The following is a 22,123-nucleotide window of genomic DNA, read 5'->3' as shown; positions in this document are numbered from 1 at the left end:
AAAATTTGGAAACATTCAGGAACGCCAACCAATTTTCATTGTCTTCAACACAATTTAAATTGAAAAATTACAGCGTTCTAATTTAAATCATTCAACAATTGTTCCAAACTGTATTCATCCTGAATAAGTACCTGTCGTGCTTTACTTCCTTCACTGGGTCCAACAACACCGGCAGCCTCCAATTGATCCATTATTCTTCCTGCCCGGTTGTAACCAATTGAAAATTTTCGCTGAATCATTGATGTAGATCCCATCTGGTTCATCACAACCACACGTGCTGCGTCATCAAACAATTCATCTTTATTGTTCAGGTCAACTTCTCCCGGCCCTGGTTCATCATCTCCAACATATTCAGGTAACAAAAATGCGGTTGGGTAACCTCTTTGTTCCGAAATAAAAGAACATACTTTTTCCACTTCTGGAGTGTCCACAAATGCGCACTGTACACGGGTAATATTGCTTCCTGATGCGATTAACATATCTCCTTTCCCGATAAGCTGGTTTGCACCCGGTGTATCCAGAATTGTTCTGGAGTCAATCATCGAAGCCACCTTAAATGCAATTCGCGCAGGGAAGTTCGCTTTTATTACCCCCGTTATAATGTTTGTTGAGGGACGTTGTGTGGCTATTATCATATGAATACCAACGGCACGTGCCAACTGTGCAATCCTTGCAATTGGCAATTCAATCTCTTTTCCGGCTGTCATTATCAAATCGGCAAACTCATCTATAATAACCACAATATAAGGCATATACTTGTGCCCTTTTTCAGGATTTAACTTGCGGCTTATAAATTTTTTGTTGTACTCTTTTACATTTCGTGCATGTGCCTTTTTTAACAGATCATAACGCTGATCCATTTCAACGTTAATGGAATTCAATGTATTTTTTACTTTTTGAATATCAGTAATAACCGGCTCTTCTTCGCCGGGAAGTTTTGCGAGGTAGTGTTTTTCAAGTACCGAATAGAGGTTTAACTCTACCTTCTTGGGGTCTACAAAAACAAATTTTAATTGTGACGGATGTTTTTTATACAGCAAGGAAGTAATAATTACATTTACCCCAACCGATTTCCCCTGCCCAGTGGCCCCCGCAACCAGAATATGAGGCATCTTAACCAAATCAAACAAATAGGTTTCATTCGAAATGGTCTTTCCCAGTGCAACCGGAAGTTCCGCAGTATTCTCCTGAAATTTCTTTGAACTTAAAATAGAACGCATTGAAACCACTTCCGGACTCTGATTAGGAACTTCAATACCGATGGTTCCCCTCCCGGGAATAGGGGCGATGATTCGAATTCCCAAAGCCGCCAGGCTAAGTGCAATATCATCCTCCAGATTTTTAATTTTTGAAATGCGAATACCGGGAGCGGGCACTATTTCGTATAAAGTAATCGTTGGACCAATGGTAGCCCTGATTTTTGTAATTTCAATCTTATAATGACGAAGTGTTTCAACAATTTTGTTTTTATTTGAAATTAACTCCTCGTTGCTTACTTCAGCGTTTCCAAAATTGTGGTCTTCCAAAAGTTCAAGTGTGGGGAATTTAAATTCCGATAAATCGAGGGTGGGATCGTAATCTTCCATTTCCTCATTCTGAATCGGGTCTCCTTCCTCTTCCTGAATTTTTTTAACGGTTAACTCCAGTTCCTCCTCTTCTTCTCTTTTTTCTTCATTTACTTCCTCGTCTTTTTCTTCTTTTGAAGCAATTTCCACTTCAAGTGAATCATCTTCTTCCGAGTCGGGCTCAAAAATTGCTTTTACGATATCGTCGTCTTCAATAACTTTTGAAATTGATTCGTCAGTAATATTGGAATCTTCTAAAGGTTCCTGTTCTTCTTCAAAAGCTGGAATATCAACCTTCTCTTTTCTTCTTAGCCGGTTTTTAAGCCAGTGATATCCTTTGTCAAACCGGACAACAAAAATTATAACAGCGGAAACAAACAAAAGCAAAACAACACCGAATGTCCCGATAAGTGAACTCAACCAGTTACTAAGTACAAATCCGTATTTCCCACCGGCATATATAGCAGATCCTCCTTCGGTTTTTGTAAAAATCAACCCGAGTGTCACCGACAACCATATCAGCAGAACAAAACTAAAAAAGAAATTTTTGCTAAATCGCCCTTTATTTCTCCCCAGTATTTTAAAACCGATTATAGCCAGCAGATAAATAAAAATAAAAGAAGCCAGTCCAAATCCCTGATTAAAGACAACTTCCGAGAGCCAGGCTCCTGTTTTACCGGCTTTATTCTGAACTTTAATGGTTGAATCAAATACGAGTTCTGACCACGGTAAGTCAAGCTTGCTTTGATCGGCAGCCCCAAAAAACAAAAACGAAATAAAGGCTATCAACAAATAGCTTGCAACCAATAAAACCAAAACTCCAAAAACAAACTTAAACTTCTCATTTTTAAAAAATGGAGTTCTTGATTTTTTAGCTTTTTTTGTTGGATTTTTTGGCTTTTTTCGTTTTACGGCCATTTCAAAAATATTTGTTTAATAAAATGCAAATCTAACTAAAAAAACGCAGGTAGCAGGTGAATATTTTCTTCATAAAATTGAATCATATAAAATGCAAAGTGTTAGTAAAAAAAATATCCGCTCAATAATCTGTCATCCAAAACAGATGTCAGCCGAAAAATTGTAACTAAAAAAATTAAGCCACTGTTTTATAATAGGGTAGACAACGGTAAAGATGACAAAACTCCATATTTTAGATTCCCCCAAATTTTTAAGTTTGTTTGAAGATTAAATGATTTATCATGAAAAAACTGGCAGTTGTAGCTCTTGGTGGCAATGCCATTTTAAGGGATAACGAGGAAGGAACAATTGAACAGCAGGAACAGAATTCTACCGAGACACTGGAAAACCTTGTTCATCTGATAAATGATGGTTATGAGCTGGTTATAACGCACGGAAACGGCCCCCAGGTAGGAAATATTTTGATGCGTAATGATGCCGGTGAACAAGTTTATAATATTGCCCCGATGCCACTTGATATATGTGTTGCCGATTCGCAGGGAGGGATTGGCTACATGCTTGAGAGGATGATGCGGAATGTGCTCAAACAGCATGGTATTCAGAAGAATATTATTACAATGGTAACACTGGTTGAAGTAGACCGGAATGATCCGGCATTTTCAGATCCGTCAAAAAGAATTGGGAAACTATATACCCGGGAAGAAGCTGACAGGCTGACTAAAGAAAAAAAATGGACTTTTAAAACCACAACAAAAGCTGAAGGCAAATACAGAAGGGTTGTTCCCTCGCCTGTTCCGCTGGAGATAATAAATAAAGACACGATTGAATCGTTGGTCAGAAAAGGCAACATTGTTATTGCTGCAGGGGGCGGAGGAATTCCCGTATACTATGATGACGAGAAAAATGTAAGAACACTGGATGCTGTAATCGATAAAGATATGGCTTCAAGCTTGCTGGCGACCAACATAAATGCCGACGAGCTTTATATTCTTACCGATGTTTCGTTTATTTATAAAAACTTTGGAGAACCAAACCAGGAAAAACTCGAGTTTTTAGATTATGTTGATACGCTAAAATATCTTGAGATGGGGACATTCTCAGAAGGAACAATGGAACCCAAAATTAAAGCATGTCTCAATTTTGTAAAAAACGGGGGCAAAAAGAGTGTGATAACTGAAGCCAAAAAACTGGAAGACAAATCGTTTGGTTCGAAAATAACAATGGAATACGAAAAGTAAAATTCAAAAATAAAGAACAAAAAAGAAAGATATGGCCATTAACCTTGAAAACCGGAGCTTTTTAAAATTACTTGACTTTACACCGGAGGAAATTTATTACCTGTTGGAACTTGCCGAAGATTTGAAATACGCAAAAAAAAGCCAGACAGAAGATCGTCTATTAAAAGGAAAAAATATAGCTCTCATTTTTGAAAAAGCATCAACACGCACACGCTGTGCTTTTGAAGTAGCTGCCTACGACCAGGGAGCTCATGTTACGTATCTTGGTCCAACCGGTTCGCAAATTGGTCAAAAAGAATCGATGAAGGACACCGCACGGGTTTTGGGCAGAATGTATGATGCAATTGAATACCGCGGATTTGGACAAAATGTTGTTGAGGAACTGGCAAAACATGCAGGTGTTCCGGTTTGGAACGGATTGACAAATGAATTTCACCCTACTCAGATTCTGGCTGATTTTCTTACCATAAAAGAACACTCAAACAAGCCTTTTTCTGAGATAAAACTCTGCTATCTAGGAGATGCAAGAAATAATATGGGCAATTCATTGATGGTGGGAGCGGCAAAACTTGGAATGGATTTCAAGGCGGCTGCGCCAAAAAACTGTCAACCTTCGGGGGAACTTCAAAACGAATGTCTTAAAATTGCCAGAACTACGGGAGCAAAAATAACCGTTTCAGAGAACGTTGAGAAAGCGGTAAAAGATTGCGACTTTTTATATACCGATGTATGGGTCTCAATGGGTGAACCTCAGGAAGTTTGGGCCGATCGGATTCAAATGCTTCTCCCCTACCAGGTCAACACAAATGTGATAAAATCAACCGGAAATCCGAATGTGAAATTTCTGCATTGTTTACCTGCTTTTCACAACCGTGATACAAAAATCGGTGAAGAAATTTATCAGAAATTTGGTATCGATGCCATGGAGGTAACAGAAGAAGTTTTTGAAAGCAAAGCTTCTGTTGTTTTTGACCAGGCTGAAAACCGACTTCACACAATAAAAGCGGTGATGGTAGCAACATTGACTTAACATTTTTGAAATTTTTCGACGTCTTAAAACAAACAGTAAAAAAAACTGTTAGCTTCGGCCAACACAACGTAACCAATACAACAATGAAACGACACATCATCCTCTTTCTCCTGGTGTTTTCTGCAACAACTACTTTTGCTCAGGACGATATAAAAAAGGAAATCATAGCATTTACCGACTCTACGGAATTAATCATCAGAAACGGAAGAAAACTGCTTGCGGATAAAACCATTTCGGGTGACCATGACGGAGCGGTTTCAACGCTTAATTATCTAAAAAATACAGTAGATGAAAAATACATTGTTCTGTATCCCGCGGAAGAGATTCTTTTTTCGCTGGCGAACCGGAATTTTGAACTTTTCCTTTATAATGCAAAAAACTGGGATTCGCTGCTGGAAGGTAAAGTACAAACCTTTCAGGTAGAATCGATTTCAGATCAAATTCATCAGTATCTTGGAACAGAGATGTCTTTTATCATGGAAGATTTGGACAAAAGCCAACTTTCCGAGGCCGATAAAAAAGTGATTCGTTTATACATCAGGTATTATATGAACGATGATTATTCTGAGCTCAATAAATCGCTAAAAAATTATGTAAAAGGTAATCCCGATTCCGAATACGTTGTTTTTATAAATCAACTCCGGCAATTAACATTTACAGGAAGAATGAATTTTTGTCTGGGGTACGGGAATGAATTTCTGAACGGAAACATTACAGACAATTTTGATTCGCATATGCACATAATGAATTTTGAAATTGATGGATTTTTGAATCGTCTGTATCTTTCATTATTTATGGGCGGAAGCGTAAGCCGTGAAGTTTCGAAAAACGATATGCCGGTAAAAGATAAAAACTGGACACATCCCGCCGGCGACAAAATAAGCAGTTTAAAATACGGTCTGAAAATCGGACAATCGTTGTATTCGACTGATAAAGTGAACTTTTACCCATACCTCGTTATTGGTGGCTATGAGATAAACTCTCAATCATCGCTGGCTGACGATAACGATTCGGAACCCAAAAATAACCTCATCGGAACGTTTTGTCCGGGCGTTGGTGCGTCCTGCGATTTTGTTTTAAAAAAATGGCAGAGTAAAAATATTTACAGTCCGGGAGGATTTTTGTTTCTAAGGCCAAGTGTTGGCTACGACTATTTTCTTTCGAATAAGGAAATTTCAAAAGGAGGAGATCTTTATTTTACGGTTTCGCTTGGCGTAGCACTCGGGGATATCTAAATGATTAATCAAATTTGGTTCAAAAAGTGATAAAAATTTAGGAGTTGCTGTTAAATTAAAAATATTCAACAGCAACTCCTGATGCTCTATTTAAATACAAACACGTTATTACCTGTTTTTACAACTTTATAGTAACTCCAATTTTACCACCGGAATAATTTCCACCTCCTAATTCAACATTCAAACCAACATTTTCATTAAAGAAGTAACGCCCGCCAATTTGGCCAACCAGATATAAACCGGAGCCACCACTACCGGCATAGCTAAAACTTCCGTTTCCATCGTATTTTGAAGACCAGGCAGAGTAACCGAGAGACAAACCTGCGTAAAAATCCCACTCGGAGGGAATTTCCAGTAATTCATTAAAATGGTAATTTCCGATGGCTGCCGCAGTAAAAATAGCATGATTCCATTTGGTAGATGAATAAGTTTCGTGGTAACCGCGATAACTTACTTCGCCTCCAACCGAAATATTGTAACCAATTCCATACTCAAGTCCGCCATATAACGGTAATCCATAATTTGACAAACCAACTCCGCCATTTATCTGCATTTCTCCTTCCTGTAAAGGCGCCTGCGCTTTGGCAATTGTACCGACAAATAATAATGCGCAAAAAACTAAAGTGATCTTTTTCATGAACGTAATGTTTTAAAAGATTTAATTGTTATTCGAATTTTTTAGAAATTATGATAATTATTTAAACACATCAATTTTTTTCATTTAACTTTTTGTTAAGCAATTCTAGCCCTATAACAATCGCTGTTTCATAGAAATCACAACAAAAAATCCTGATACTATAAATTGTATTATAGTATCAGGATAACAGTTATTAAAAAAAATAGTTCTCTGTTAAACCAAAGAAATTAATACCCCGGCTGCAACAGCTGAACCAATAACACCTGATATGTTGCTCGCCATGCAGTACTGTAAAATATGGTTTTTCGGGTCATATTTTAAAGCCAGTTCATTTGCTACACGCGACGCCATCGGAACAGCGCTTAATCCGGTTGCGCCTACAAGTGGATTAATTTTCTTTTTGGAAAAAATATTGTACACTTTCACCGCCAAAATACCTCCGCTAATTGATATTGCAAAGGCAATAAAACCACCAACCACAATTCCCAGTGTTTTAGGTGTAAGAAAAACGTCCGAAGTCATTGTAGCTCCCACTGCCAGCCCAAGAAAAATAGTCGCTGTATTCATAATTGGTCCGGTTGCTGCTTCTGACAAACGACTTGTTGAAGTCCCAATTTCCTTTACAAGGTTACCAAAAAGCAACATCCCCAAAAGTGGTACTGACGAAGGAACCAAAATAGCTACAACTGTTCCGAGTGCAATCGGGAAGACTATTTTTACTGTTTTCAGGTTTTTAATCTGATGTTTTGGCGGATACTTTTTATCCATTTCCTTCATACTAATCGTAAACTCCTTTTTATTCATTAGAGTCTTTGCCACCAAGGGAATAATTACCGGCACCAACGCCATGTAGGAATACGCGGCAATTGCAATTGGCCCGAGCAGATGCGGAGCCAACATAATGGTTGTGTAAATTGCAGTTGGTCCGTCGGCACCACCGATAATTCCAAGTGAGGCTGCTTCTTTTATGGTAAATCCCATGTATATCGCGGCAATCATAACCGTAAAGATTCCGATTTGAGCCGCAGCCCCAAAGAAAGCAAGTCTCAGGTTTCGTAACATCGGTCCAAAATCGGTTAGAGCCCCTACGCCCATAAAAATAATAGGCGGAAGGAAACCTGTTTTAATCAGAGAATAATACAGGTAATTCATAATTCCGTAATCGTGGGCAATTTCGAACAGGTTCTTATACCTTCCCGCATCAAGTTCAACAAAATCGGACGGAACAATTCCCATGTTTGCTCCGGGGAAATTGGCCAGTAATACGCCAAAACCAATCGGAACAAGCAATAACGGTTCGTACTTCTTTTTAATTCCCAAATACAGCAAAACAAATGCTATAACCCACATAATAACCGTTTTGAATGTAATGTCTCCCAAAGCGGTCATTTCAAACAATCTCAAAAAAATATCCTGCATGTTTTACTGCAACTTTAAAAGTACATCATCTTCTTCAACTACTTCTCCGTTTGCCAAACATACCTCAACTACCTTTCCCGAGGTTTCTGCGATAATGGCATTGTAAGTTTTCATCGATTCAATGTATCCGATTACATCTCCTTCGTTTACATTATCGCCTGGTTTTACAGCTGTTTCCGATGAATCTTTGGTTAAAAAGAATTTTCCTTCCAACGGTGCAATTACTTCTGCAAGATTAGCGCTTCCATTACCATTCCCATTGATTTTCCCGTTTCCGTTAAGCGGAGCACTTTCCACCCGGGCTTTTCCATTGGCTGACCCATTTTTATCACCCTCGCCACAAGAAACTTTAACAACAAATTTTTCTCCGTTCACTTCAATATTCAGGTTACGAGGCTCACAGCCATTTGAATCTGCAGCAACTGCTTTTCCATTTTTAGCAACAGGTTTGGCTTCCTCTTTCGGAGCTTTTTTCGCTGCCAAATCAGCTTCAAATGCAGCTTTTGCCTCGCCTGACTTGTATGCGCGGTACTGTTCCGGGTGCATTGCCAATTCAAACAATTCTTCATCATCCTGGCCAAAATCCCAATTGTTGGCTTTCATTTCTTCTTTGAAAGATTCCAGGTTATCAGGATATAAATCCTGTGGATTTCCAGTATAGAATTCGCGGCCTTGCTTTTCAGCCAACTTTATAATTTCGGGAGACAATTCTCCGGGTAATTTTCCTGATTTACCCAAAATCATATCCCAGATATTGTCAGCGATCATCGACCAGCGCTCTTTTCCTTTTTCCAGCTGAATTACATTCATCAGCGCCAGATTTTTCACATACTGGCTAAATGGTGTTACCAGCGGAGGATATCCTAACATTGGCCAAATGTGTTCTACTTCGTCAAACAATTTAACAAGCAGATCATCCTGAGTAAGCTCTTTCTGGCCTCGTTTGGCTTTCCATTTATTTAAACTCGACAGATTATTTTCCAAATCAGCCATCAAACTTCCCATCATTCCACCGGGCAAACCGGGACCAATCAACAACGAATTCATCAGCCTGTTTTTTGGATTGATGTATAGGCCTAAAAAGTCGTCGATAAAACTCTGGGTCAGTGAACGCACTTCCATGTATGCTTTCATATTAATTTCCGGCACTGAGAAACCTGCATCTTTTAACATCGCCTGAACAGCCAGTAAATCGACATGTCCGGTTCCCCATGAAAGCGGTTCCATACCCACATCAATATAATCGGCTCCTGCACGGGCTACTTCCAAAATAGAGGCCATTGCAAAACCGGGACCGGAGTGCGAATGATACTGAACAACGGTTTCCGGATGGCTGTCTTTAATATTTTTCACCAATTTACCCAGGTAGGCCGGACGACCAATCCCTGCCATATCTTTTATACAAATCTCGTCAGCTCCCATTTCGATCAATTGGTTTGCAAGGTTTGTATAATACTCAACGGTGTGAACTTTTGAAATAGTCAAACTCAATGCTGCCTGAGAAATCATTCCTCCTTCTTTGGCATATTTAATTGAACCTTCCAGGTTTCTTGGATCATTTAAACCGCAAAAAGAACGGGCGATATCTGTTCCCTGCTTCTTTTTCACTTTGTACATTAATTTACGCACATCAGCAGGCACCGGACTCATCCGAATTCCGTTCAAAGCCCTTTCCAGCATATGGGTTTGGATACCAACATCGTTAAAAGGTTGTGTCCATTGCCGGTTTGCCACATTTGGATTTTCCCCGAATAAGAGATTTATCTGTTCAAAACCCCCACCATTGGTTTCAACGCGGTCAAAACATCCCATATCTATAATTGCAGGAGCAACTTTTAACAGTTGATCTACGCGTGGCACATACTTCCCCGAAGACTGCCACATATCGCGGTATAATAGGCTAAATTTGATTTCTTTTGACATTTTTTTTGATTTTATCTGGTTTATACTTTTGTTATTTTTGCTACATGTCCATTTCCGTTGGTTATAATATCAACGGCCGCAACAATAGCTGCGATTTTTCCTGATGACGATCTTTCCGAAGGTTGAGTTCTCTGTGTTTTTACAGTCTCAACTCCCGGAAAATATTTGTTTGTAATTCTTATTATCACATTTCCGATTATCACAACCAACCAGAGAATAACAAACACCGTGACCATTCCAACAGCCATTGTCGACAATACATTTCCTAAATTTTGTCCCATATTTCAATTCAATTTTAGATTTGATTTTATTTTTTTAAAACAATAATCCCCATTACAGCAAAATTTCTACTGTTTATTTTAAAATGAACTTAAATTCAAAATATTAAAATAAGGTTCCTACAGATGGCGAACCTTAAAAACGGTTTATACTACCGTTCTAACAGGAGGGGAAACACCGGTGAGAAAAAACAAAAATCTGTTTCGGTAACTTTTTGATTTAAACCTGAAATTTTCAATGTCAGATTTCACGAATTTTACACCAAAATCCCCGCCTCCGGAAAAACTTCCTGTTGACGGAAAATCCTTTCCGGGTGAATAGACCGCAGCATTTTTAAAAACACCATTATTAAATCCAAATGCAATAGTACTATTACATATTCCATTGGAAATAATGTTAATGCCGTAAAGTTTCCCGCAGGTTTCATACGACCCCAAGTGTACAAGTGCTATGATTATATTTAAAAGAAAAATTTTAATCATTGTCGTAAAGAAATAAGAATAATTAAAATTTTAGGTTAAATTATTTAAAGTTTTGTGTAAAAGTTAAGACAGTTTTAATAAATAAAACCTACATTTAAGCGATTCTAAATTATTGATTTACAGATTACAATAAAGAAAAAATTCTATATTGATCTATATCAATACATTGCCGGCTTTTTATTTTTTCCAAATCCATTTCCTAAAATGTCGCAAAAAAATGAAATTGTTGCCCGAGCTTTCCAAAAGCCGAGTTGAACTTTTATACTACCAGACGCTCTTTGGCCTTTGATATCTTTTTAATATCAATACTGACAAAAAAACCAATCAGGATTTATTACAATGGAAGAAATGTATGTATTGGCAAAAATGAGTTTCGCTGTAGAAAACAAACATAAAATAAGCTTCAAACATATCTTTGGCAACTGAGATGCCATTCAGCTTCAGGAAGATAGAAGAAACGGCGCTTTACAACGAAATCAAAATTACCAGGCCCAAATGAAGCCACTCGGTAATCCACTCTATCATTGGGCTGCATGATTCGCATCTTAACGCAAAACGATAAAAAAAGGCATAAGAATAAAAACAGGAAACTGTTTTACTCTGTAACAAGCTCCCATCCATTTTCTCAATTTGGAATTAAGCCTGAGTCGAAAAAAATTGCTTCCATTAAAACGCACCTCCCTTCAATGACAACTTACTCCAATCGAAATTAAAAAGGGGATGACAAATTTGCCACCCCCGATCTTTATCTGTTATTTTGTTTGGAGTTTGTCAAATTATCCTCTCCACGGTCTGATTCGATTTATATTTGCAAGCGAATCAACTACCATATTGCAGTCCTCAACAATCTGAAAATCGTACATTCCCACACAAATAAAATCGGCACCATTGTCAAAAGCAAATTTAAATCCCTCTTGCGGAGAAATTGCACCGGCTGCCAGCACCTTAAAGGCAATCCAGGGTTCTTCAAGCTGATTCATAAATTCTATGGTTTGGCTTGGTTTAAAACAAAACATATTATCGTGCTGTTCTGCATCGGGATGTGCTGACCAGTAGTTATGATGGTGCAAGGTTTTCACCCAAAAATCAGGTTTTATTCCCCTTTCAACGCAACCTTCTATCGTTTCAATTTTATGTGCGCCAATTCCTGCCGGTTTGTCATAATTCCTTATTAATTCCAGACCTTTACGAATGGTTTCAAAATCGTTATTTTGAGCCAAACGGTCGGCAATAGCACCCTGGCAATACATTGCAGATGCGCCAACTTCTTGCGACCTTTTTATCCCCTCCAAAAACCCGTCTCTGTCACCACAGTCTGAAATGAACTTAATTTTGCCACCGGTTTCATGCCAGTATTTGTTCATAATTCTTCCCAATGAGGGGTTGGTTATGATTGAATCAACACCGCATTTTTCTGCCAGCTGCAGCGTCATTATCACACGTTCGTCGTTATGGTATTCTTTAACAAGCCTGGAAACATAGATTAAATCGCGGGAATGCGCCCATCCTCCGATTAAGTTTCCGCCCATAATCAGACGGCTAAAATCAAGGTCGCCAATTTTACCTTTTGGAATTTCCCCTTTTAAATCAGCAAGAGAGGAAAAGTTAAAGCTTTTCAATGTTGCAGCGGAAACAGCGTCTGTTTCGCCTGCATTTAAGAACTTTTCTTCATAACTATCCCAACGCTGTTTTTTATAAGCTGCATAGGCAAAAGCCCCCAGAAAAGGCACACTAATCAGATTTCTTAATACCTCTCGTCGTTGCAGCGAACTCGTTTCATCCTTCTCCAACGGAACAGGAGCACTGGCATTTTCCTCCTTCCAGTTTGTTAATAAACGGTCAACCCCAAATAAAAAGCCAACCGGAATAAAAACAAAAACCAAAAGAATAAAAAATTCAATCAAAGTTTTGTTTACCCATACATAGCTTCCTTCCATAACCGTTCCAAAAGTATAACCCGGAATAGGCGGATAAGCCACAAAATAGAAAAACAACAACAGAGCACCTGCAATTGAGGACCAACGGGTAAGCAATCCGAGAAACAATGAGATCCCCACCAGAATTAGCCCCCAAATATTCATAAAATCAACAATTTTCATGATACCATCTGATTCAGCCATCTGATGAAAAACATCTGAAAAAACCCATCTGGATCCTAGCAGGTACAATTTTGCGCTCCAACCTGGTGTCATCAGTTTGGCAATTCCTTCATACAAAAAGTGCCAGCCTACCAAAATTCTTAAGCCCGTTAATAAATAAACTGAGTACTTTTTCATAACTATTATTCTTTTCGGTATTAAACTATAACCCTAATAATTTGTCTTCTCGCTTTCTTAATCAGCAAGAAATTTTTTGAAGAATCACGTCACAATTTCCTGAATCTGTATATTTTAATATTTTTGTAATTAAGCTTGTATAAAACTATTTCAATAAAAGAAGAATTAAGAAATTTAGGGAAAGCAGAATATAAAGCAAAGAGAAGCATTATTGGTCACACTAGTAAGCGACTTGAAAACAATACCTTACAAATACAATGAAAAAATTCGATCCGGATAAAATAAAACGTTTAATTGTTGAATCTTACAACTGGCCTAATCCGGAAGAGTGGACCAATTTTCATTTTAAAGAACTTAGTAAAAGGATTGAGGAAAAAACAGGAGACAGAATTAGTGAAGAAACATTAAAACGAGTTTTTGGCAAACGAAAAGTCAGTTCAGAAAACTATCTACCGCAGGCATTTACTCAACATGCATTAAACAAGTATATCGACAGCTTAGCAAAAAAAGAATCTTCTAAATCCCTAAAAATAAATCCACCTAAAATATATAGAATTTACTTTTTGTTAATTCTCGTCATTTTAGTGCCTGGACTTATTGTTATTAAATACCGTCCATTTCAAACCGAAGCTTTTTTATTTTCCTGCGAAAAAAAGCAAGATGAAGCTCCTTTTACCGCGACGTTCAAATACGATGTAAGCAAAATAAAAGACAGCGTTTTCTGTTCCTTTAACCATAACCAGGAAACCTTCCTCCCCCCTGATAAAAAAATGGTAAATTATTTCTACAGCGAGCCAGGTATTTATAATGTATTTTTATATACACGGGCAAAAACGCTGGATACAATTCCAATTATTACGTGGAGAAAAGAATGGGTTGCCGGTTGTTATCCAAACAATCAGGCAGAGCTTTTTGAACCATTTCAAGATCAAAATTTCTATCGTCTTGAACATTTTTTTTATAGTCCTACAGAAGAATTAAAAACACTGGTTACCAACTGGCAAGCAAATTACTGGACGAGCTACAGATACACCTATCCTTTTGAGAAGAGTCTTGATTCTCTCACTTTTCAAACAAGAGTACAAAACAACGCAACAAGCGGAAGCCTTTCCTGCTACGATATTGATATTGCGCTCACAGGCGAAGCGGGAGTTGTAAATCTCAGATTTACACAACTCAAGTGTTCCAGGTACGCAACTTTTCAGGTTTCGGAGAAAAAGCTGGATGGAGAATTTAATGATCTGTCTGCATTTTCGGTTGACATGTCTGATTGGCTTGATGTAAAAGTCTCTACAAAAAACAATCATATCCAAATATTTCTGGACGGGGAAGTTATTTTTGAAAGTGATTATGTTTATTCACTCGGGAAACTTCTTGAAATCAAATACTCTTTTTTTGGTTCGGGTAAGATCGATTCCATTGAACTAAAAGACAAACAAAACAACATTTTTTATTCTAACGATTTCAATAAGAATATCTCTACACTAAACAAAAAAGCATCAATCTTACCAGATTGATGCTTTGCGGTGACGACGAGACTCGAACTCGCGACCTCCGGCGTGACAGGCCGGCATTCTAACCAACTGAACTACGCCACCAATAAAATGGTGTTCATCAAAAAAATAAGCGGTGACGACGAGACTCGAACTCGCGACCTCCGGCGTGACAGGCCGGCATTCTAACCAACTGAACTACGCCACCGTTTCTTTTAATGAACTACCTTTGATTTCGCTAAATGCGCTTTTCAAAGGTGTTGCAAATATATACTTTCTTTTTTTTTCTGCAATATAAAAATTGATTTTTTTAAAAACACCCCAAACACCTAGAAATCAAACAATTAAAACAAAACTACCTTCCAACCTGAACCAAATTCTCTTTGTTTAATGTTTTTTCACCATTCCAGCGGTAAGCAGTCAGTTTTTTTGTACCATTTACACATGAATCGACACAGCAAATATTTGACTTAACAATATGTGGTCCCCTTCCCCTGCAATAATGTCCAAAAAAGACAATAGGAGCATCTTCCGGATAGACATAGTTTTCCGGAATAATTTGTTGCGGAATGGTATAATCCGGAAGTGAAAATTTACTCTCAAACGACATCTCTTCAAATGTTTTGCCTTGTGGTTTTTCCCACCACCGCATTCTGAATGTACGGGGCGACACTCCTTTATTGCTGATTATCTTCAGATCGCCGGGAAGAGTAAAATCAACACCTTTGCTTAATGTCCAAATATGTTTACCTATTCCTGATTTTGAATTCCGGTAAATTTCACGAAAAACACTCTTTTTTATCTTTCCGGCAGGAATATTCTCTTTAACAAAGTCAATTGCAGGCTGCGACCAACACGCATGAACAACTCTAAAGTCTCCCATATCCAGGTATAAAGGCAAGGTCCGCATCCATTTCAAGTGGTCCAGAAACTCATCAGCATTTCCCGAAAACTGACTAATGGTTTTAAACAATGCGAAAAAATTTTTATTGGAAGATTTTACCAAAGGATCGCCGGTTTTAAACTTCAGATAATATATTATGGCATTTATTTCATGATTTCCGAGCACAGCCAAAGCATTTCCATTTTCTACCATGGAGCGAATTATCCGGATTGTTTTTTTTATTTCGGGCCCCCTGTTAATAAAGTCACCTACAAAAACTGCTTTACGTTCAGGGTGAACGTATCCCGTACCAGACTTCTGATACCCGATTTCCAGTAAAAGTTTTTTTAGGATCGATGCCTGCCCATGTACGTCTCCGATTATATCATACATATTGTAAAAATGAAATCTAAAGTAAAAAAAAATAGCCATCCGACGAATGTCAGACGACTATTTCTAAAATATATCTTACAGTGTTTTTTACCAGAAATAGGAGTAGAATACAAGAATAATTGCAATAATAATTGCTGAATTTATCACATCCCATTTACTCCAGCTTGCCCTGACTTCAGCACGCTGTTCAGCGGTTGCAGAGCCAATGGTAAGGCCTTGAATCACACTCGCATCTTTTACTTTTGTAAAATAACTGATCACGATCATTGCAATAATAACAAGTGCAAAAATATATCCTTCGTAATGATATGTATTCATGTCAATAAATATATTGTGCATAAATGTTCCTTCTGTTACCGAACCTTTAAATACATTTATAACCAGGCGGGTCATTCCCAACACAAAGCCGATAACCAATCCGTAAAAACCGGCCTTGGGTGTAGTTTTCTTTGACAGGATACCGAGCAGGAAAACTGCCGCAATTCCCGGCGCCAGAAGCGACTGCACCTCCTGAAGATATTCATACAATACTTTCCCAAGTCCTTTCATAACCGGAATCCAGGCAATTCCGAGAATAACAATAACGACGGTGGCAATTCTTCCAACAACAACGTAATGCCGATCGGAGGCATTGGGTTTATATTTCTGATAGAAATCGATGGTAAATAACATTGCCGATGAATTAAATAACGAGGCCAGCGAACTCATTAAAGCGGCCAGAATACCTCCAATAACAATTCCTTTAAATCCGATCGGAAGTAATTCGGTTACCAAGGTAGAAAAAGCTGCATCGTTTGAACTAAGTGTTATTAATCCTTTCTGGTTTAATGCATAAGCAATCATTCCGGGAATTAAGAAGATAAAAACCGGTGTTAATTTCAAATAAGCCCCAAAGATAGCTCCTCTTCTGGCTTGGGTCATATCGCGACCGGAAAGTACACGTTGTACAATAAACTGGTCGGTACACCAATACCAAAAACCAATAATCGCTGAGCCAAGAATTACACCTGTCCACGGAAAATCAGGATCGTTGTGTGAGCGCATCAAACTTGCCATCGAGTCCCCATGAACTGTAACATTTGCTCTTGTAATCTCCATCAGTTCGCCCCAGCCACCAACCTTAATCAAACCCAAAATCAATATGGCTATTGAACCAATCAGCAAAATTGGCGTTTGTAAAACCGATGTATAAAGAACCGCTTTCATCCCGCCAAAAGTGGTATAAAGTCCGGTTAATACAACTAATCCAATCGCACTCACCCAGAAAAAATCCACATTATATCCCCAAAAGCTAATTGAATCGATATTAAAAACATCTTTAAACACAACTCCGCCGGCATACACGGTAACCGCAACTTTTGTAAGTACATAACTTACTATTGATATAATTGAAAGAAAAGATCTTGCCTCTGGATTATACCTTCGCTCCAAAAATTCAGGCATGGTAAACACTTTGCTTCTTGCATAAAACGGCACAAACAACCATCCCAGCATCAGTATTACCCAACCATGCATCTCCCAGTGTGCCATAGCCATACCGCTTTCAGCTCCGGCTCCGGCTAATCCCACCAGGTGTTCTGACCCGATATTTGATGCAAAAATTGAGGCACCTATCGCAATCCAGGTAGCGTCTCTTCCTGCGAGAAAATAATCGGAAGTATCCTTATCTTTCTTTTTAAGAACCCAAATAATGACTCCAACCAGGCCTAAAAAAAACAGCCCGAGAACGATCCAGTCCAGTGTACTCATTTTTCGATGTTTTTAATTATTAGTTTAATGATTTCTTTAAGGTTTAAATTTTAACAATCCGATCTAAAACTTCTACTTGCAAATTTGGTTTTAGCCGGTAATAATATGCTCCTTTTTTTGATTCTGTTGAATTCTTTTGATCTAATTTCTCAAGTACCCCCAGCGATAAAATCTTCTTTCTAAAATTCCCCGGATCAAATTCCCGCTGATAAATGGCTTCATACAATTTTCGAAGCTGCATAAAAGTAAACTTCTTCTGCAACAGCTCAGTTCCGATTAAACTTGATCCGGCTTTCTGCTGCAAAATATTCATCGATCTTTCAACCATTTCCCGGTGGTCAAAAATTAATTTTGGAAGACTTGTGACAGGCCACCATTTTGCGCCGTGACTTTTTATCAGTTCCTCATCTGACTGATTGATTCGAATTAATGCAAAATACACCACACTAATTACTCTTTCAAAGGGATCCCGGGTAGTTCCGGAGAAAGCACTTACCTGTTCAAGAAAAATATTACTTAACCCAGTTGTTTCCTGTAGTACTCTGTATGCAGCTTCTTCAGCAGATTCAAGCTGTTTTACAAATCCCCCCATTAACGACCATGAACCTTTTACAGGTTCAAAAGCACGGGGGTAAACCAACAATTTCAGTTGTTCTTCTTCGTAACCGAAAATGACACAATCAACTGACACTAAAAATTTGGTTTGATTTTCGTAATAACTCATAATTAGATTTAATCGCCATAAAGCTATAAAAGTAATTTTTACTTTTCTTTATCAATACTCACTTTTATTTAAAAACATGTTTTATAACAGAAAGCCACCGGCTTGAGGTAAAACAAAAGAGCCTGCCAAAAATTCTGACAGACTCTTAAAATAGTTTAACCAAATTTATAATGTTCTGATCTTTGAACCTTTCTTTCAAAGAATATCAGATACTCAGAGTAAATAAGCAGCTCTCGTTACGGGCAAAAATAGCTGCTTCAATTAACGAAGTTGCAATAACACCTAGAAATCAAGCTTCACCGAACCTTTTGACCTGATAAACAATTTATGACAAGCTCCTTTTCCATACACATGTTCCAGAGTGCTTACGTATTCATTCAATTTGTCTTGCGGAACAAAAGCCTGGATTGTTCCACCAAATCCACCACCATGCACACGCCATGCACCGCTTCCTTTCAGCACCATCTCGCTTAAAGCCAGTGCCAGTGAAACCACCTGTTCATCTTTATGAACAACGTCAAAAATATTCTGATTGTACATATAAGAACTATAACCTGATTCAACAACCATTTTCAGGAATGATTCAAAATCGTTGTTTTCCAAAGCGCTCACCTGATCCACAACACGCTGGTTATCTCCCTGAAAATGATAGGCGCGTAAGATGGCTCTGTCGCCTGTTTTTTTACGAATTTCAGGAATTTTGTCAACAATTTGCTCCAATGTTACTTCACGTAAAACGTTCGCCCCCAGTTCCGCAGCAACCGATTTCATTTCAGTAGGCAATGATGCGTATTCAGCCTGAGAAGCAGGATCATCGTGGCCGCCACCAACGTCAGTAATTACAAGTGAAAATCCGGTTGCAACAAAATCAAAATCAACCTCTTTTACTACCGGATTGGCAGGATCTTTAAAATCAATGGTAATTAAGCCTCCTACTGAACATGCTGTCTGATCCATTAAACCACAAGGTTTCCCAAAATAATTATTTTCTGACCATTGACCGATGATTGCATTTTCAACTGCTGACATTTTTCCGTCGTTAAAAAGCGCATTGATAATTGCTCCAACCAACACCTCGAAAGAAGCAGATGAACTTAACCCCGAACCTTTAGGTACACGGCCTTCGATACAAGCATTAAAACCGCCAATCTCATAACCGTTTTCCTTCATTTTGGCGCAGATACCTTTCACCAGAGAATTTGAAGTATAAAAATTGGATTCATCAATACTTAAATCCGACAAATCGACCTGAAATTCAGGATAACCTGCCGACTTTATTTTAACAACATCCGTTCCGTTTGCTGCAGCAACAGCGATATTGTCAAGGTTTACCGCACCAGCCAAAACACGACCAAAATTGTGGTCTGTGTGGTTTCCACCAATCTCGGTACGTCCGGGCGAACTAAAAAGTGTTACATCATCAGACCCAAATGTTTGTTCAAATTCACTCATCAACCCCGCATATCTGTCGGCCTGTTCTTTTAAAACTGCAGTTTCGGTTCCATATAATTCCTGAAACAACGGATTATCTCCGCCATTAATTTTTTCAATTAAGCTGTTAATTTTAGTCATAACTTTATTTATCGATTAAATAATTATTGTTTGATTTATTTCATTTCTTATAATGAATCTTTGGTAAATCCCGCAAACGCTGGGCTGCCTGTTCGGGTGTAATATCACGCTGTGGAGTAGCCAGCATTTCATAACCAACCATAAATTTTTTAACTGTAGCTGATCGCAACAACGGCGGATAAAAATGCATATGCAAATGCCACTCCGGATAATCTTTCCCATCAGTTGGTGCCTGATGTAGTCCGGCTGAATAGGCAAAAGAAGTCTCAAAAAGATTATCGTACATAATGGTTAATTTTTTATATATATCAGCCAGATCGGTACGTTCTTTATCTTTTAACTGAAGAATATTCTGCACCGGGCGTTTACTTACAATCATCGTTTCAAATGGCCAAACCGCCCAAAAAGGTACCAAAGCCACAAATGAATCATTCTGCTCCAACACACGGGTCTCTTTTACAAGTTCGGTTTGCAAATAATCGTTCAGAAGCGTTCTGCCATGTTTTTCAAAATAGGTTTTCTGAGCTCTACTCTCCTTTTCCGGTTCTACCGGAATACCCTCTGATGACCATATTTGCCCATGGGGATGCGGATTGGAACAGCCCATTATTGCACCTTTGTTTTCAAAAATCTGCACATAGTTGATTTGAGGATTACTTCCCAGTTCCTCAAACTGCAAGCACCATAAATCCACAACATTACGAATATTCTCCACCTCCATTTCAGGGATAGTAAGACTGTGATCTTCGCTAAAACAAATCACTTTACAAATACCGCTTTCGCTTTTTGCCTGAAAAAGTTCACCATCATTAATCTCACCGGGAGGAGTATCAGTCAGAAGTGCGCTAAAATCGTTGGTAAAAACAAAAGTTCCTTTATAATCCGGATTTTTATGGCCTCCTGCCCTTTCATTTCCGGGACACAAATAGCATCCGGGATCATACTTTGGTCTCTCCTGGCTGGCCTGTTTTTCAACCTGACCCTGCCACGGGCGTTTTGCACGATGCGGAGAAACCAAAATCCAGTCGCCGTTTAACGGATTATATCTTTTATGGGGATGTTCTTCAATATTAAAATTCATAGTAAGCGGTTATTTTTTCTTAATTCTGACTAAACTATCTTTTAACCAACCCATTCCATGCCAACTGGTAGGTACTGGTAGGCACAAATATATATTTTAATTTTTTCACTTTGTAAATTCATATAATGTTTAGCAACAGAAATTATATCATAAACTATTTCTCACAATCAGTTTAGATGGATTTCTGACCTTACCACTTTTCCGATCGAGAACCATTTGCGCCAGGTTCTTTCCCATTTCAACAAAATCAGTAGAAATCGTTGTTATTCCTCCTGAAACCACTTCTTTTAACATTGTATCGTTAAATGAAACAACTCCAAACTTCTTTCCCAATTTATACTTGTAATTTTTTGCAATCTTCACCAACTCAACCAAATCGCGATCTGAAATTAGAAAGTAGGCTTCATACAACCCCGGGCGAATTCCGTCGAGTGTCTTTATTATTTCGTAACTGAAATCAAACTCCTCACAAAACTTTTTAAACCCTGTGCTCCGCTGACCTGGTTCTTTTCCGCCCGGATTAACAAAAACCAGTTTTCGGTATTTTTTTAGCAACGTTTGACCTTCAACAAGTGCGTCATAAAAATCCTGCTCAAAGTGCTGGTAGACCACCGGGTAATTTTTCAAATCGTTTTTTAAGCGATCCAGAATAAAAACTTTGTCTTTGGGCAGCTTTGAAATTAAATGGTTTGTATTATCAAAAGTTGCCGGCATTATTATGTACGAAGTATAATTACCAATACTTTCTAAAAGTAAATTTTTAAAAACCTTATAATTAAAATGATGAAAATAAACTTCAACACTAGCACGGTTTTTCAGCGTATTTATGAGTGAATTATACAAATCTTCTTTAAAAGCATTTAATTCATCAAAAAGCACAAAAATCTTTTCATCATGCTGCACATCAGTCGAAGCGATATAATAGCCCTTTCCAGGCTGGCTTAACAAAATTCCTTTGGCTTTTAGTTCGTTAAACGCCATCATTACCGTATCCCGGCTTAGACCAAATTCCCCACAAATCTGATTTATCGAAGGAATCTTGTCTCCTTTTACCAAACATTTCCTTTCGATAGCGTTTACAACCGAGTCAATTATTTGTCTGTATTTTGGTTTTGAGGATTCTGAATCTATAGTCACTACTTTTTTCACAGTTCAGATTTTAGCTATTACAAAAATAAGAGAAACCAATTTTAAATCAACATGCTATACAACACCACCAGTACCCA

At 38.2% G+C, this 22,123-nt stretch carries 17 protein-coding genes and 2 tRNA genes; 4 read left to right on the top strand and 15 right to left on the bottom strand.

The window, feature by feature from the left end; genetic code table 11:
* Positions 1-77 precede the first annotated feature (77 nt).
* Positions 78-2,483, bottom strand: a complete 2,406-nt coding sequence (locus GM418_RS21830) for a DNA translocase FtsK (protein WP_158869336.1) — start codon at positions 2,481-2,483, stop codon at positions 78-80.
* Between the two features lie 281 nt (positions 2,484-2,764).
* On the opposite strand from GM418_RS21830, the gene arcC reads away from it, so the two are divergent.
* From arcC to GM418_RS21815, 3 genes are all read left to right on the top strand, one after another.
* The gene (arcC, locus tag GM418_RS21825; protein ID WP_158869335.1) at positions 2,765-3,721 is read left to right on the top strand and encodes a carbamate kinase; all 957 of its coding nucleotides are present in this window, start codon (positions 2,765-2,767) and stop codon (positions 3,719-3,721) included.
* A 31-nt stretch (positions 3,722-3,752) separates the two neighbouring features.
* Entirely contained in the window at positions 3,753-4,751 is a 999-nt protein-coding gene (gene argF, locus GM418_RS21820; protein ID WP_158869334.1) for an ornithine carbamoyltransferase, read from the top strand.
* Positions 4,752-4,834: 83 nt separating this feature from the next.
* Entirely contained in the window at positions 4,835-5,986 is a 1,152-nt protein-coding gene (locus GM418_RS21815; protein WP_158869333.1) for a hypothetical protein, read from the top strand.
* A 118-nt stretch (positions 5,987-6,104) separates the two neighbouring features.
* On the opposite strand, the gene GM418_RS21810 is transcribed toward GM418_RS21815, so the two are convergent.
* The 6 genes from GM418_RS21810 to GM418_RS21785 form a co-directional block, all read right to left on the bottom strand.
* Complete coding sequence (locus GM418_RS21810; RefSeq protein WP_158869332.1) at positions 6,105-6,623, bottom strand: hypothetical protein; 519 nt, start codon at positions 6,621-6,623, stop codon at positions 6,105-6,107.
* A gap of 213 nt (positions 6,624-6,836) precedes the next feature.
* Positions 6,837-8,042, bottom strand: coding sequence for a sodium ion-translocating decarboxylase subunit beta (locus GM418_RS21805; RefSeq protein ID WP_158869331.1), 1,206 nt, complete (start codon positions 8,040-8,042; stop codon positions 6,837-6,839).
* A 3-nt stretch (positions 8,043-8,045) separates the two neighbouring features.
* Positions 8,046-9,965 (bottom strand): biotin/lipoyl-containing protein, encoded by a 1,920-nt coding sequence (locus GM418_RS21800; protein WP_158869330.1) that lies wholly within the window; start codon positions 9,963-9,965, stop codon positions 8,046-8,048.
* A gap of 20 nt (positions 9,966-9,985) precedes the next feature.
* Complete coding sequence (locus GM418_RS21795) at positions 9,986-10,246, bottom strand: OadG family protein (protein WP_217447559.1); 261 nt, start codon at positions 10,244-10,246, stop codon at positions 9,986-9,988.
* 144 nt (positions 10,247-10,390) lie between these two features.
* Positions 10,391-10,726, bottom strand: a complete 336-nt coding sequence (locus GM418_RS21790) for a hypothetical protein (RefSeq protein WP_158869329.1) — start codon at positions 10,724-10,726, stop codon at positions 10,391-10,393.
* A gap of 776 nt (positions 10,727-11,502) precedes the next feature.
* Positions 11,503-13,002: a DoxX family protein gene (locus GM418_RS21785; RefSeq protein WP_158869328.1), complete on the bottom strand. Its 1,500-nt coding sequence runs from the start codon at positions 13,000-13,002 to the stop codon at positions 11,503-11,505.
* A gap of 257 nt (positions 13,003-13,259) precedes the next feature.
* Between GM418_RS21785 and GM418_RS21780 the strand changes: the two genes are divergently transcribed.
* Positions 13,260-14,519, top strand: coding sequence for a hypothetical protein (locus GM418_RS21780; RefSeq protein WP_158869327.1), 1,260 nt, complete (start codon positions 13,260-13,262; stop codon positions 14,517-14,519).
* 7 nt (positions 14,520-14,526) lie between these two features.
* Here GM418_RS21780 and GM418_RS21775 read toward each other — a convergent pair.
* From GM418_RS21775 to GM418_RS21740, 8 genes are all read right to left on the bottom strand, one after another.
* Positions 14,527-14,600: transfer RNA gene (locus GM418_RS21775), tRNA-Asp, on the bottom strand.
* A gap of 29 nt (positions 14,601-14,629) precedes the next feature.
* Positions 14,630-14,703 (bottom strand) — tRNA-Asp (locus GM418_RS21770).
* A 147-nt stretch (positions 14,704-14,850) separates the two neighbouring features.
* Positions 14,851-15,771 carry a metallophosphoesterase gene (locus GM418_RS21765; protein ID WP_158869326.1) on the bottom strand — a complete coding sequence of 307 codons (921 nt, stop codon included), beginning with the start codon at positions 15,769-15,771 and terminating at the stop codon, positions 14,851-14,853.
* Positions 15,772-15,858: 87 nt separating this feature from the next.
* Positions 15,859-17,520: a sodium:solute symporter gene (locus tag GM418_RS21760; protein WP_158869325.1), complete on the bottom strand. Its 1,662-nt coding sequence runs from the start codon at positions 17,518-17,520 to the stop codon at positions 15,859-15,861.
* A gap of 43 nt (positions 17,521-17,563) precedes the next feature.
* Positions 17,564-18,244, bottom strand: a complete 681-nt coding sequence (locus tag GM418_RS21755; RefSeq protein WP_158869324.1) for an NUDIX hydrolase — start codon at positions 18,242-18,244, stop codon at positions 17,564-17,566.
* Positions 18,245-18,526: 282 nt separating this feature from the next.
* On the bottom strand, positions 18,527-19,816 hold the full coding sequence (locus GM418_RS21750; protein WP_158869323.1) for a galactokinase: 1,290 nt from the start codon (positions 19,814-19,816) through the stop codon (positions 18,527-18,529).
* Between the two features lie 40 nt (positions 19,817-19,856).
* Positions 19,857-20,897, bottom strand: a complete 1,041-nt coding sequence (locus GM418_RS21745) for a UDP-glucose--hexose-1-phosphate uridylyltransferase (RefSeq protein WP_158869322.1) — start codon at positions 20,895-20,897, stop codon at positions 19,857-19,859.
* Positions 20,898-21,044: 147 nt separating this feature from the next.
* Complete coding sequence (locus GM418_RS21740) at positions 21,045-22,046, bottom strand: GntR family transcriptional regulator (protein ID WP_158869321.1); 1,002 nt, start codon at positions 22,044-22,046, stop codon at positions 21,045-21,047.
* Positions 22,047-22,123 lie beyond the last annotated feature (77 nt).

This window comes from Maribellus comscasis, from assembly GCF_009762775.1.
GTDB classification, from domain to species: Bacteria; Bacteroidota; Bacteroidia; order Bacteroidales; family Prolixibacteraceae; genus Draconibacterium; species Draconibacterium comscasis.
This window is presented reverse-complemented; position numbering and strand designations above follow the sequence as displayed.

Excerpts from the sequence above, each read along its gene's own strand:
- GM418_RS21830 (WP_158869336.1), bottom strand. The coding sequence starts at position 2,483 with ATGGCCGTAAAACGAAAAAAGCCAAAAAATCCAACAAAAAAAGCTAAA.
- arcC (WP_158869335.1), top strand. The coding sequence starts at position 2,765 with ATGAAAAAACTGGCAGTTGTAGCTCTTGGTGGCAATGCCATTTTAAGG.
- argF (WP_158869334.1), top strand. The coding sequence starts at position 3,753 with ATGGCCATTAACCTTGAAAACCGGAGCTTTTTAAAATTACTTGACTTT.
- GM418_RS21815 (WP_158869333.1), top strand. The coding sequence starts at position 4,835 with ATGAAACGACACATCATCCTCTTTCTCCTGGTGTTTTCTGCAACAACT.
- GM418_RS21810 (WP_158869332.1), bottom strand. The coding sequence starts at position 6,623 with ATGAAAAAGATCACTTTAGTTTTTTGCGCATTATTATTTGTCGGTACA.
- GM418_RS21805 (WP_158869331.1), bottom strand. The coding sequence starts at position 8,042 with ATGCAGGATATTTTTTTGAGATTGTTTGAAATGACCGCTTTGGGAGAC.
- GM418_RS21800 (WP_158869330.1), bottom strand. The coding sequence starts at position 9,965 with ATGTCAAAAGAAATCAAATTTAGCCTATTATACCGCGATATGTGGCAG.
- GM418_RS21795 (WP_217447559.1), bottom strand. The coding sequence starts at position 10,246 with ATGGGACAAAATTTAGGAAATGTATTGTCGACAATGGCTGTTGGAATG.
- GM418_RS21790 (WP_158869329.1), bottom strand. The coding sequence starts at position 10,726 with ATGATTAAAATTTTTCTTTTAAATATAATCATAGCACTTGTACACTTG.
- GM418_RS21785 (WP_158869328.1), bottom strand. The coding sequence starts at position 13,002 with ATGAAAAAGTACTCAGTTTATTTATTAACGGGCTTAAGAATTTTGGTA.
- GM418_RS21780 (WP_158869327.1), top strand. The coding sequence starts at position 13,260 with ATGAAAAAATTCGATCCGGATAAAATAAAACGTTTAATTGTTGAATCT.
- GM418_RS21765 (WP_158869326.1), bottom strand. The coding sequence starts at position 15,771 with ATGTATGATATAATCGGAGACGTACATGGGCAGGCATCGATCCTAAAA.
- GM418_RS21760 (WP_158869325.1), bottom strand. The coding sequence starts at position 17,520 with ATGAGTACACTGGACTGGATCGTTCTCGGGCTGTTTTTTTTAGGCCTG.
- GM418_RS21755 (WP_158869324.1), bottom strand. The coding sequence starts at position 18,244 with ATGAGTTATTACGAAAATCAAACCAAATTTTTAGTGTCAGTTGATTGT.
- GM418_RS21750 (WP_158869323.1), bottom strand. The coding sequence starts at position 19,816 with ATGACTAAAATTAACAGCTTAATTGAAAAAATTAATGGCGGAGATAAT.
- GM418_RS21745 (WP_158869322.1), bottom strand. The coding sequence starts at position 20,897 with ATGAATTTTAATATTGAAGAACATCCCCATAAAAGATATAATCCGTTA.